The following is a 12,701-nucleotide window of genomic DNA, read 5'->3' as shown; positions in this document are numbered from 1 at the left end:
TATTGTAAAACAAGAAAGCCACTCTATTGAGTGGCTTTCTTTATTTCCAAGTAATCGTTTCCATAATTTGCTGGATATCCTTTTGTAAATATTTAGCAGCAGGCAGAATAGAGTCGAAATTAGGTTTTGCGTAAAAGTAAAGCGAACCTGTTAAAAAATGATTAATGCTATCGGTCACATAAAACTGGGATTGTGAAGCGGCATTCCCACCTACTTCATAAAACATACCATAAACGCTTCGATCTTTGTTAGCATAAAGTTGTTCTACAATCGCATCTGCTTTAACAGTGTGTTCTTGAGTAAAACCTTGAGCATCTCTTAGCAAAGTTGTTAAACGTTCTTTACTATTATTTATGGGCTTGTATGTTAAATATATGGTTCCCTTTAAAGATGGATACTTGATATCAATACCATAACTTCCCGAATCATTAGATATAGATCGGGCTTTAAATTGAGTAGCTAACTCATTTTTTTCAAACGTAAACGGAAAACCTGCTTCCATTTTTTTATACTCCGCCTTTGGGTATTCTAACCGTAAATGTGCTGCAGGTTTTGGCATAGTGTCGTTGCCACAGGCAGTCAATAATAAGGTTAGGAATATAATTGATAAGCTTTTAAATTTCATGCAATTCGATTTAATAAAAGATAATATAACTGTTTTTTTACGACCTATTTTAAGGTATTGTCACCTTTACACGTGTAATCCGTTTATTATCCAAGGCTTCAATTATAAAAACGTAATTATCAAAAAATATTTTAGCGCCTTTCTTCGGAAAGCTTTTAGAAAACTCTAGAATAAATCCTGCTAAAGTTTCAGCATCACCTTTCCCTGATTCAAATAAACTATCATCTTCTAATTTAATGATTTTATAAAAATCCTTTAAAGCTGTTTTCCCTTCAAAAACATAGTTATTATTGTCTAATTTGGAATAAATCAAATCTTCATCATCAAACTCATCGCTAATATCACCTACAATTTCTTCAATAATATCTTCTAAAGAAATCAGTCCGGAAGTTCCGCCATATTCATCTACAACAACCGCTAAATGGACTTTCTTTTCTTGAAATTCCACCATTAAATCATCCAGTTTTTTATTCTCTGGAACAAAAAATGGCTCACGTAATAAGGTTGTCCAATCAAATTGCTTTCTATCTATATAAGGCAACAGATCTTTTACATATAGAATTCCTTTTATTTTATCGATGTTTTCTTCATAAACGGGAATTCTAGAATAGCCGTTATCCACAATTTCTGGAATAATCTCCAAATACTTTAAATTAATGTTTAAAGCAAAAATATCTATCCGCGGGCGCATAACTTGTTTGGTATCCGTATTTCCAAAAGAAACGATACCTTTTAATATTTTCTGCTCTTCTTGCGTGGTATCGGCTTCGCTGGTAAGTTCTAATGCTTGAGATAATTGATCGACACTTAAATTAGATTTTTGTTTCCCTAACTTATGATGAATTCCTAAAGTTATGCTGCGCATTGGCAAGCTTAATGGTGAAAAAACAATATCTAAAACCCGTAAAGGATATGCCATTAATACAGAAAACTTCATCCGGTTTCTACTGGCATAAATTTTAGGTAAAATTTCTCCAAAAAGTAGTATTAAAAAGGTTACAACAACAACTTTTAATAGAAACTTTAAAATTGGTGAAGCTATACCCTGAAATAGAGTTTCCCCTAAAAAAGCAAAGAGAATAACGATACCGATATTAATGAAATTATTAGCCACTAGAATAGTTGCTAGCAATTTTTTAGGTCGCTCTAGTAATTTGATAATAATATTAAGCGCTGTAGTATTTGGTTCCGTTTCATCTTCAATATCCGATCTAGTTAATGAAAATAGGGCGACTTCAGCTCCTGAAACTAATGCCGAACAAAGAAGCAAAACAAATAATAAGACTGTTCCAAATAGTAGGGAATAATCGACTGAAATAATTAATGATAAAAAACTGGGAGGTTCTATGTCCAATGATCGTTTGTATTAAAAGCGTTTAAAATGGTAAATCGTCTTTTGGCATATCCACTTCCGGTTTGGGTGTAATAGGCTCTTGACGCGGTTGCGTACTTTGTGTTGGTTGTTGCTGTTTTTGCTCTTGTGGCTGGTTGGCTTGTGTGTTACCACTTTCGCCTTTAGTAGTTAAAAACGTAAAATCTGTACACTGAATTTCGGTTGAATATCTATCATTTCCACCCTCATCTTGCCATTTTCTAGTTTTTATACGGCCTTCTATATATACTTTATCACCTTTACTTAAATATTGTTCGCAAATTTCAGCAGCTTTATTTCTAACCACAATATTATGCCATTCCGTGTTAGTAACACGCTCATTAGTTTGCTTACTTGTATATGTTTCGTTGGTAGCCAAAGGAAAACGGCCAATACAGCCACCACCTTCAAAGTAGTGCATCTTAACCTCATCTCCCAAATGCCCAATTAGCATTACTTTATTTAATGTTCCTGACATGATAATTTATTTGTTTGGCAAAATTACGCTTTTGCTATTCATAAACTTAAATTTAGTAAAAAAATATGAGCTTGCTAAATTTCATATTCAAAATTAAATTCTTCAATAAAATTTTTAATTAGAACGGGCACCGCATAGTCTTCAATTTGTGAAATATCAGTGCCCTTTTCAGGCAACTCTTGCGTTTTTATTATCCAAAATTTCGTGTGTAAATGTTGATGTGACAATTTATGAACAATATCAACCGAATTAAACAAGGTAACGTCCTGAAAACTTTCAACGCTATTAAGGCGTTTTAAAAATTCAGTTTCATCAATACTTTTTTCTGTTTCCATTAAAGGAAACTGATACAAATTTTGCCAGATGCCTTTACCTACTCGCTTCTCTATAACCGTTTTGTCACTATCTGATATATAAACCAAAAAATTAAAATACTTATTTTTAGGTTTTTTATTCTTTATCTTAACCGGCAGAATACTAATTTCATTTTTCCTGTATGCCGCACAGCTTTCAATTAAAGGACAAATTAGACAATCGGGACCGCTAGGTTTACATTGTATAGCACCAAACTCCATGATAGCCTGATTATACTCTGCTGGATTTTCAATATCTATAGCGTCATTCGCTAACGCTTTAAACACCTTTTTACCTTCTGTACTATTTATAGGCGTATGAATACCATAATATCTTGACAAAACTCGATATACATTGCCATCCAAAACGGCAGCAACCTCATTAAAACAAAAAGATGCAATGGCACTCGCCGTATAATCGCCAACTCCTTTTAATTTGAGTAAATCTGTATAATTATCAGGGAAAATCCCGTCCAATTCAACCGCAACATATTTAGCCGTGGCATGTAAATTTCGAGCTCTAGAATAATAACCTAAACCTTGCCAAAGTTTTAAAACAGCCTCTTCTTTTGCGTTTGCTAGCTCAAAAACGGTAGGATATTGGTGCACAAAGGCTTCATAATAAGGTAAACCTTGCTTGACTTGAGTTTGTTGTAAAATAATTTCGGACAACCATATGTAGTATGGCTCCTTGGTATTTCGCCATGGCAACTCACGCTTATTTACTGAATACCAAGCTATTAAAGATTTATTAAATTGCATTTATTAAAAGGGCTAACGGCAAAAGTACAGGTTTATAATCTTAAATTTTAATGAATTAGGTTTGAAATATTGAATTATAAATTCCTATATTTGCATCCCTTAATAGATTAATAGCAATACATTAAAATAATTAACATGACAAAAGCTGATTTAGTAGCAAAGATTTCTGAAAAATTAGGAATTGAAAAAGGCGATGTACAGGCAACTGTTGAAACATTTATGGAAGAAGTGAAATCTTCATTAGAGAGTGGTGATAATGTTTATTTAAGAGGTTTTGGAAGCTTTATAATAAAAGCTAGAGCAGAGAAAACTGGTAGAAATATTTCTAAAAATACCACTATTAAAATACCTGCTCACAATATCCCTGCATTTAAACCTGCAAAAGTATTTGTAGAAGGTGTTAAATCGAACGTTGAGATCAAGTAAAAACATTAAATTATTAACTTAAAACAAGTAACTTATGCCAAGTGGTAAAAAGAGAAAGAGACACAAGGTAGCAACGCATAAGCGTAAAAAGAGAAGACGCGCTAACCGTCACAAGAAGAAGAAGTAAGCTAAAAAAGTAGTTAATTTTAACTACTTTTTTGGTTTATAAAACAAAGAGTTCTTTGAAATTGAGTTACTCGAAATGCATGTATATGTTATTTTGAGTATCTCTTCGGATTTAAAAAAATCCTGTGAGATGCCTTAACTATGTTCAGTATTAAAGCTGTTTATAGTTTGGGTATTCTTTCTACTGTTTTGTTTTAAACAGTAGAAAAAATAGTATTAATCCATCTGTCATACTTTTGTATGGTAGATAAAAATTAACATAATGGATAAAGAATTAATTATTCGGTCTGGTACAGACACTGTTGATTTTGCCTTATTAAAAGATGGAAGACTAGTTGAATTACAGAAAGATGAAGGCGGTAATAACTTTTCCGTTGGCGATGTGTTTATCGCCAAAATACGAAAAGCTGTTCCGGGTTTAAATGCTGCATTTGTAAATGTAGGGTATGAAAAAGATGCCTTTTTACATTATCATGATTTAGGACCCAAACTCCCTTCCCTTTTAAAATTCACAAAAAGTGTAAGCACAGGTAAACTAAAAGACTATTCTTTAAAGAATTTCCCATTTGAAAAAGATATTGATAAAAACGGCAAAATTAGTGACGTTATCAAATCTAATCAGTCTACATTAGTACAAATAGTAAAAGAGCCAATTTCCACCAAAGGACCTCGGGTTAGTTCCGAGTTATCCATAGCTGGTAGATATATAGTTTTAGTGCCTTTTTCAGATCGTATTTCTGTCTCTCAAAAGATAGAAGACAAAGAAGAAAAAGACCGCCTAAAACGCCTTGTAAAGAGTATTACTCCCCAAGGTTTTGGTGTAATTATACGTACAGTAGCAGAAGGCAAAAAAGTCGCAGAACTAGATAAAGATTTACAAAACTTGATTGGTCGTTGGACCGCAATGAGTAAAAAACTAGACAAAGCAAAACACCCCAGTAAAGTACTGGGTGAAATGAATAAAGCCTCGTCCATTTTACGAGATATTTTTAACGATACGTTCACAAATATCCATGTAGATGATGAAGCGCTTTATCTTCAAATAAAAGATTATGTGCATGAAATTGCACCAAATAAAGAATCAATAGTGAAATTATATCAATCCAATGTTCCCATTTTTGAGAAGTTTGGTGTAGAAAGACAGATTAAAACCTCTTTTGGAAAAACTGTTTCTATGTCCAAAGGCGCTTATCTGGTTATAGAACACACTGAAGCACTGCATGTGATAGATGTTAACAGTGGTAATCGTTCCAATAAAGCAAAAAATCAAGAAGACACGGCATTGGAAGTTAATATGATATCGGCTACAGAAATTGCTAGACAACTTCGTCTACGTGATATGGGCGGGATAATCGTAGTTGACTTTATTGATATGACGAAAGCTGAAAACAGAAAAACGCTTTACAATCATCTTCGTGATGAAATGAAAGATGACCGAGCGAAACACAAAATATTACCACCAAGTAAATTTGGTTTAATACAGATTACAAGACAACGCGTACGTCCAGAAATGAACATTAAAACGCGTGAGGAAAATCCTGATACTACTACAGGTGCAGAAGCAGAAGTTGAAGCACCAATAGGAATAATTCCGAAAATAACTCACGATCTTGAGCAATTATTAAAAAAAGACTATAAGAAGGTGACCTTAAACACACATCCCTTTATAGCAGCCTTTTTAACAAAAGGTATTCCATCAATACGTTCAAAATGGTTTTTTGAACATAAAAAATGGGTCAAAGTTTTACCAAGAGATGCTTACACATACTTAGAATATCACTTCTTTGATGAAGATGGTAATCAAATTAAATAATAAAAAAGCGTCCTTGCTATTAATTTAGCAAGCTTTTTTTATTTCTAGTCATCACTAAAATAAAATTACGTTAAAATCAGTTCCTAAAAGGTACAACCTAACGCGTTCCTCCTACTTATTAATATTAAGGGGCCGGATTTGGTAAAATGTTGTGAATATCATTAATAGACTCTATTAAAGAGTCGTTCAATTCTAAATCTATACTTTTTATATTCTCTTTTAGTTGAAGCATGTTTGTAGCACCAATTATTGTACTCGTAACAAATGGTTGCTGCGTTACAAAAGCTAAAGATAATTGGGCTAAACTTATTTCATGTTTCTCGGCCAGTTTTAGATACAATCGGGTGGCCTCCGAAGCTTTCTCACTACTATATCTTGAAAATCTAGAAAACAGTTTTAATCGCGAGTTATCAGCTGCTTCATTTTTTATATATTTTCCAGAAAGAACACCAAATGCCATAGGAGAATATGCTAGTAAACCAATATTTTCACGAATAGCAATTTCCGCCATATCGCCTTCGAAAACACGGTTTAGCAAAGAATATGCATTTTGAATACTTACCATACGTGGCAAATTATGGTTTTTAGATTCTTCCAAAAAACGCATCGTTCCCCAAGCCTTCTCATTAGAAGCGCCAATATGCCTTATTTTACCGTCTTTAATTAGGCCTTGAAAAGTGTGAAGAACTTCGTTAAAATTATCTTCCCATTTATCTTCTAAATGATGCTTATAGTCTCGAATTCCAAACGTGTTGGTTTGGCGCTCTGGCCAATGCAACTGATACAAATCAATATAATCCGTTTGAAGCCGCTTTAAGCTTTGATTAACGCCATCCACCAAAGCTTCCTGACTGAAGCCATTGGTTCTAATATGCGCTGTATAATCGCCAGGGCCGGCTATTTTAGAAGCTAAAACAACCTTATCACGATTTCCATTTTTCTGGAACCAATTACCAATTATACGTTCGGTTTCAGCGTAAGTTTTTTCTTCGGCAGGAACGGGATACATTTCAGCCGTATCAAAAAAATTAATACCGCTGTCTAATGCGTAGTCCATTTGCTCATGACCTTCGGCTTGGGTGTTTTGATTTCCCCAAGTCATAGTTCCTAAACATAATTTACTGACTTTAATATCGGTTTGTGATAAGTTGGTATATTTCATCTTCATTTCCCGTAAAAACAGGAATCTATTTTTTAGTTAAACTTAAATATAAGAAAGTCTTTCATGTTTTAACTCTATTAGCTATCCAGACTGTGAGTTCCAAATGAATGTTAAAGCTTTATTTATTAAAGAAACTCCTACTTTTGCAGGAACTGGTTAAATATCATTCAACAATCTCGAAATCTCATCTAATTTCGGTGTCAATATCACTTCAATACGTCTGTTTTTTGCTTTACCATCCGCAGTATCATTAGTAGCAACTGGCGCATATTCGCCACGTCCTGCTGCCGTTAAATTCTCTGGCTTAATAGATGCGTTCTCACGCAAAATATTTACAATCGCCGTAGCACGTTTGGTCGATAAATCCCAGTTACCACTTAACTGTCCGCTTCCACCGTAAGGTACGTTGTCCGTATGACCTTCAATTAAAATAGCTATCTCTGGATTATCTGCCAACACAGATCCTAATTGATTTACAGCCTTTTTACCTTGAATTCCCACTGCCCAACTACCTGAATGAAATAATAATTTATTCTCCATAGAAACATACACTTTTCCACCGCGCTGCTCTACTGTTAATCCTTTCCCTTCAAAATCGGTTAATGCACTCGAAATAGCATCTTTTAAACGTTTCATATCAGCATCTTTCGCTGCTATCATGCTTTCTAGTTCCGCTACACGATTGGAACGCTCTCCTAATTCCCTCTTTAATTTTTCTAATCGTGCATTTTCAGTTGCAAGCGCTTGCTCTTTAGCTTCTAATTGCGCTAACAATTCACGGTTTTTATTAGAGTTTTTAGCAATTGCTGCCGAACTGTTTGTTTCTAAAGCGTTATAAGATGCTTTCAAAACATCAAATTTCGACTGTAAACCATTATAATCCTGTTGCAATTTATCGCGTTGTGCTACTGTTTCGTCATAAAATTTCTGTAAGGCTTCTAGTTCATTTAGAGCCTTGTTTTTTGCTGAAGTTAAATCGGTGTTTTCTGAAGACAAGTCGCTATTCTGACTCTTCAGTGTATTATATTTTTCTTCTAAATCTTTATAAACTTTTGGCGACACACAAGCTGTTGATAAAGCAACCAGTAGTACTGATACTATAAAATGTTTTTTCATTCTTATTTTGTTGATTTGGGTATTAATTATTTATTTCTAGTAATATAGGACAATGATCACTATGAACCGCATCCGTAAGTATAACGGCTCTTTCAATCTTTTCGTGTAAGGGTTGCGAAACCATTGCATAATCTAAACGCCAACCTTTATTATTGGCTCTGGAATTGGCACGATAACTCCACCAACTAAACACCTGTTTTTCAGGGTGTAAAAATCGAAAAGAATCGGTAAAACCACTATCAATAAATTTACTTAACCAATCGCGTTCTTCTGGTAAAAACCCTGAAACACCTTTCATTTTCGGATTATGAATATCGATAGCTTCATGGCAAATGTTATAATCTCCACATATAACCAAGTTTGGAATTTCACCACGCAGGTTGGCAATATATTCATGAAACATATCCATATAATCAAACTTATGCTGCAGTCGTGCATCGTTTGTTCCAGAGGGCAAGTATAAACTCATAACAGATACACCAGGGAAATCGGCACGAATATTACGACCTTCATGATCCATAGACTCAATTCCGGTTCCATATTCCACATGATCGGGCTTGGTTTTACTTAAAATAGCAACACCACTATACCCTTTTTTCTGTGCCGAATACCAGTATTGGTATTTATAACCAGCTTCTTCAAAAAGCGTTAAATCTAATTGTTCTACTTGGGCTTTAATTTCTTGTAAACATATTACATCTGGATCTGCAGCTATTAACCAATCAATAAAACCTTTTTTTAATGCAGCGCGAATACCGTTTACATTGTAAGAAATAATTTTCATGAATATTTGTGTTTTTTTGCGATTAAAATGCGCGTTTACCGATGCTTTTTAAGGCAGACCGAAATAATTTTAGCTAAAATAAATAATGCGTTACTTTTACGCTATTAAATTATGGCACTTTTAACAAAAGCTATCAACAAAATATATTCCTGAATCCACAGTTTTAGTAATACATGAACTACCGTTTTACTTGTATCGTTTTTTTTATTTGCTTTTATGCATTTGCACAGGAGACGGATTCTAATTACAAAACAAAAACGGTTGCAGTAACTGATTCAATTAGAATTGATAGCGTTAGTATTAATTCTAGTTTCTTCTCCTTAAAAAAATTAGATGCCTCTTTTATTGATGAATCTTATTATGAAGTCGATTTTGCCAAAGCCATCCTAAAACTCAAAAAACCGATTGATGCCGATTCCATCGTGATTAACTATCTAGCATATCCAGAGTTTTTAACCAAGACTTACCGACAATTAGATGATAAAATCATTTTAGCGAACACAAATAATCAGCAACTTTTATATAAATTTTCGCAATCTAGCGAGCAATCCAATTTCATGCCTTTTGATGGATTAACAACTACTGGAAGTATTTCACGAGGTGTTGTTATTGGAAACAATCAGAACTCGGTTTTAAATAGTGAATTAGATTTGCAAATCACTGGTAAATTAAATGATAAAGTTTCGCTCCGTGCTTCCATTCAAGATTCAAATGTTCCACTACAAGAAGCTGGTTATTCTCAAAGGCTAGATGAATTTGATCAGGTTTTTATTGAATTGTTTAGCGATAATTGGAAAATTCGTGCTGGCGATGTGGATTTAGAAAACACCGACTCCTATTTTGGAAATTTCACCAAGCGTGTTCAGGGTTTAGCGGTTAACGCGAAATTGAATCACGACGCAGCATCTACTAACCTGTTTGCTGCTGGCGCATTAGTTCGTGGACAATATACAACTAGTCAGTTTACAGCTCAAGAAGGTAATCAAGGGCCTTATAAATTAAAAGGTTCTAATGCGGAATTATATGTGTTAATCGTTTCTGGAAGTGAAACCGTTTATGTAAATGGTATTGCATTGGAACGCGGTGAAAACAAAGATTATATCATTAATTATAATGCAGGAGAAATTATATTCAACTCTACCTTCCCTATTACTTCGGAAATGCGAATTACCGTAGATTATCAATTTAGCGAACGGAACTACTCGCGATTAGTCGTTTTTGGTGGCGCTAAATATGATAGTGAGAAATTTAAAATCGGGGTTTCTATTTACAGCGAAAACGATTCAAAAAATAGTCCACTGCAGCAAAACCTTTCCGAAGATCAAGTGGAAATCCTTGCAAACGCTGGAGATGACAAAAGCCTAATGGTAGCACCGTCAAGTTCACCAGAAGCTTATAATGAAAATCGTATTCTATATAAAAAAGAATTGATAAACGGTATAGAAGCCTTCGTGTTTTCTAATAATCCAGAAGATGAATTATACAGTGCTCGTTTTATGCCTGTTGGTTTTAATCAAGGGAATTATATTATTAGTGATGAATTTAATGGTGAACAAATTAACGCTATTTCCACTATTTTTAAATATATAGAACCCATTGCTGGTGAACCCCAGGGAAATTACGAACCTATTATTCAACTCGTAGCGCCCACCAAATTACAAATGGCCATAGTAAATGGTAGCTACGCGCCTACAGAACAAACAAATATTGATTTTGAAGTGGCTGGTAGTAAAAACGACCTCAACTTATTTTCTAATATTGATAATGAGAATAATGACGGTTTTGCTGGTAAAATTAAAGTCGATCAAGCCATCATAAAAAAAGATAGTCTGTGGAATATAAACGCCATGATTGACACAGATTTTGTTCAAGAGGATTTTCGCTCCGTACAACGTATTTATAATGCCGAGTTTAATAGGGATTGGAATTTAGATCAACCCACAATGGCGAATCAAACAGTTGTTCCCCAATTAGGAAATCAGCTATTCTTTAAAACTGGTTTACGCACTTTTCACCCTGAAAAAGGATTAGCCAGCTATCAATTTGAACATTTAAATTATTCCGAAAATTTTAATGGTAATCGCCATGTTACTTTTGCCGATTTACATTTGAATAAATGGCATATTCTTTCAAATTCCAGTTTTTTAACAGCTAATTCTATTAATTCTACTTCTAATTTTATTCGTTCTTATAATCGAATTACTTATAGTTTAAATAAAGCATGGGTCGGCACTCGTTTAGCCTTGGAGGACAATGAGCAAAAAGATAAAATCACTAAAGAATACACCGCTTTAAGTCAACGTTATAAATCCTACGAAGTTTTTACAGGAATTGGCGACAGCACAAAAGTTTTTGCAGAAATAGGATACAAACACCGCGTCAATGACAGTGTTCGCGATGGCAACTTGCAGAAAGTAAATACCTCAAATACCTTTTATATCGATTCGCGAATTATTAAAAATACAAAAACCAACTTGTCCATTTACGCCAATTACCGAACTTTAAAAGACACCGGAAAAAATACCGAAAATGAAAACTCACTCAATTCTCGTATAATTTTTAGTCAGCGCTTTTTCGATCAATTAGTTTTTTGGAATACAGTTTTCGAAACTAATTCTGGAACCTTACCGCAGCAGGAATTCACCTATATAGAAGTCGAATCTGGACAAGGTGTTTATACCTGGATTGATTACAACAGCAACGGCATTCAAGAATTGGAAGAATTTGAAATATCGCAATTTCCTGATGAAGCTGATTATATTCGTGTACTTTTACCTAATCAAGTCTTTATAAAAACGCATCAAAATCGTTTAAGTCAGTTGTTAACATTAAATCCACAACAATGGATTAATAGTAAAAATAGCTTTAAAAAACTCCTATCTCGGTTTCATAATCAAACGTCATATTTAGTGGATAGAAGAGAGAAACGATCTGGAAATAATTTCAACTTAAATCCGTTTGAAGGCAGCGAAGTTGATCAATTAGCTTTACAACTAAACTTTAGAAACGTCTTATTTTTCAATCGTGGGAAGCAACATTATACGACGTCTTACACGTATTTGAGCAATAGCTCCCAAAACACGCTGTCATTTGGCTTTATTGAAAATAATTTACAAAGTCATAAGTTACAATTCACCCATAAGTTTGCCACAAGTTGGTTAGCAAATTTGGAATCGAGTTTTAATAATAACATCAGTATTAGTGAAAATTATGCGAGTAAAAATTTCGATATTGATGAGTCAAACATCAACCCAAAAATCTCCTATTTATTAAATGACAATACGCGTTTTGATATCTTTTATCAGTACACGAGCAAAGAAAACACCATCAGTAATTTTGAAACTTTAAAGCAGCAAAAATATGGAGCGGCTTTTACATTTGCCAATTTCCAGCAATCGGCCATTAGCGGAGAATTTAATTATTTTAAAAATGATTTTGCTGGTAGTGCTAATACCGCAGTTGCTTATCAAATGATGGAAGGTTTACAACCAGGAAAAAACTTTACTTGGAGTGTGTTGGCACAGAAGAAACTAACTAGTTTTTTAGATTTGAATCTTACCTATTACGGTAGAAAAAGCGAAACAAGCACTATTATCCACACCGGAAACGTACAGTTAAAAGCTTATTTTTGAGAACTGTAACATAAGTTACTTAAATACTCGTAAAAATTTGTACTTTTGCATA

General features: G+C 33.9%; 10 protein-coding genes. 3 read left to right on the top strand and 7 right to left on the bottom strand.

Going from position 1 to position 12,701, the window contains the following annotated elements; translation table 11 throughout:
• Window positions 1-40: 40 nt before the first annotated feature.
• From gldD to mutY, 4 genes are all read right to left on the bottom strand, one after another.
• A complete protein-coding gene (gene gldD, locus BZARG_RS14375; RefSeq protein WP_008639603.1) occupies window positions 41-625 on the bottom strand; it encodes a gliding motility lipoprotein GldD in 585 nt (194 codons plus the stop codon).
• A gap of 49 nt (window positions 626-674) precedes the next feature.
• On the bottom strand, window positions 675-1,979 hold the full coding sequence (locus BZARG_RS14370; protein WP_008639596.1) for a gliding motility-associated protein GldE: 1,305 nt from the start codon (window positions 1,977-1,979) through the stop codon (window positions 675-677).
• Window positions 1,980-2,001: 22 nt separating this feature from the next.
• On the bottom strand, window positions 2,002-2,475 hold the full coding sequence (locus tag BZARG_RS14365) for a single-stranded DNA-binding protein (protein ID WP_008639617.1): 474 nt from the start codon (window positions 2,473-2,475) through the stop codon (window positions 2,002-2,004).
• A gap of 74 nt (window positions 2,476-2,549) precedes the next feature.
• Entirely contained in the window at window positions 2,550-3,590 is a 1,041-nt protein-coding gene (gene mutY, locus BZARG_RS14360; RefSeq protein ID WP_008639712.1) for an A/G-specific adenine glycosylase, read from the bottom strand.
• A 135-nt stretch (window positions 3,591-3,725) separates the two neighbouring features.
• Between mutY and BZARG_RS14355 the strand changes: the two genes are divergently transcribed.
• Window positions 3,726-4,016, top strand: a complete 291-nt coding sequence (locus tag BZARG_RS14355) for an HU family DNA-binding protein (protein ID WP_008639609.1) — start codon at window positions 3,726-3,728, stop codon at window positions 4,014-4,016.
• A 388-nt stretch (window positions 4,017-4,404) separates the two neighbouring features.
• The gene (locus tag BZARG_RS14350) at window positions 4,405-5,955 is read left to right on the top strand and encodes an Rne/Rng family ribonuclease (protein WP_008639738.1); all 1,551 of its coding nucleotides are present in this window, start codon (window positions 4,405-4,407) and stop codon (window positions 5,953-5,955) included.
• Between the two features lie 124 nt (window positions 5,956-6,079).
• On the opposite strand, the gene BZARG_RS14345 is transcribed toward BZARG_RS14350, so the two are convergent.
• The 3 genes from BZARG_RS14345 to BZARG_RS14335 all read right to left on the bottom strand — a co-directional run bounded on the left by BZARG_RS14345 (window position 6,080) and on the right by BZARG_RS14335 (window position 9,017).
• Window positions 6,080-7,117, bottom strand: coding sequence for an aldo/keto reductase (locus BZARG_RS14345; protein WP_008639572.1), 1,038 nt, complete (start codon window positions 7,115-7,117; stop codon window positions 6,080-6,082).
• 156 nt (window positions 7,118-7,273) lie between these two features.
• Window positions 7,274-8,233, bottom strand: a complete 960-nt coding sequence (locus BZARG_RS14340) for an OmpA/MotB family protein (RefSeq protein WP_008639816.1) — start codon at window positions 8,231-8,233, stop codon at window positions 7,274-7,276.
• A gap of 22 nt (window positions 8,234-8,255) precedes the next feature.
• Window positions 8,256-9,017, bottom strand: coding sequence for an exodeoxyribonuclease III (locus BZARG_RS14335; RefSeq protein WP_008639577.1), 762 nt, complete (start codon window positions 9,015-9,017; stop codon window positions 8,256-8,258).
• 173 nt (window positions 9,018-9,190) lie between these two features.
• Here BZARG_RS14335 and BZARG_RS14330 point away from each other — a divergent pair, with 173 nt between their 5' ends.
• Window positions 9,191-12,649, top strand: coding sequence for a hypothetical protein (locus BZARG_RS14330; RefSeq protein ID WP_008639470.1), 3,459 nt, complete (start codon window positions 9,191-9,193; stop codon window positions 12,647-12,649).
• Window positions 12,650-12,701: the final 52 nt, after the last annotated feature.

Origin of the sequence: Bizionia argentinensis JUB59 (assembly GCF_000224335.1) — a bacterium.
In the GTDB taxonomy this organism is placed as follows: Bacteria; Bacteroidota; Bacteroidia; order Flavobacteriales; family Flavobacteriaceae; genus Algorimicrobium; species Algorimicrobium argentinense.
The sequence above is the reverse complement of the archived record's forward strand: the minus strand, read 5'-3'. Positions and strand labels throughout refer to the sequence as shown.

What these genes read in the sequence shown, in the direction of transcription:
- BZARG_RS14335 (WP_008639577.1), bottom strand. Translation starts at nt 9,017, where the DNA reads ATGAAAATTATTTCTTACAATGTAAACGGTATTCGCGCTGCATTAAAA.
- BZARG_RS14365 (WP_008639617.1), bottom strand. Translation starts at nt 2,475, where the DNA reads ATGTCAGGAACATTAAATAAAGTAATGCTAATTGGGCATTTGGGAGAT.
- BZARG_RS14355 (WP_008639609.1), top strand. Translation starts at nt 3,726, where the DNA reads ATGACAAAAGCTGATTTAGTAGCAAAGATTTCTGAAAAATTAGGAATT.
- mutY (WP_008639712.1), bottom strand. Translation starts at nt 3,590, where the DNA reads ATGCAATTTAATAAATCTTTAATAGCTTGGTATTCAGTAAATAAGCGT.
- gldD (WP_008639603.1), bottom strand. Translation starts at nt 625, where the DNA reads ATGAAATTTAAAAGCTTATCAATTATATTCCTAACCTTATTATTGACT.
- BZARG_RS14350 (WP_008639738.1), top strand. Translation starts at nt 4,405, where the DNA reads ATGGATAAAGAATTAATTATTCGGTCTGGTACAGACACTGTTGATTTT.
- BZARG_RS14330 (WP_008639470.1), top strand. Translation starts at nt 9,191, where the DNA reads ATGAACTACCGTTTTACTTGTATCGTTTTTTTTATTTGCTTTTATGCA.
- BZARG_RS14345 (WP_008639572.1), bottom strand. Translation starts at nt 7,117, where the DNA reads ATGAAATATACCAACTTATCACAAACCGATATTAAAGTCAGTAAATTA.
- BZARG_RS14340 (WP_008639816.1), bottom strand. Translation starts at nt 8,233, where the DNA reads ATGAAAAAACATTTTATAGTATCAGTACTACTGGTTGCTTTATCAACA.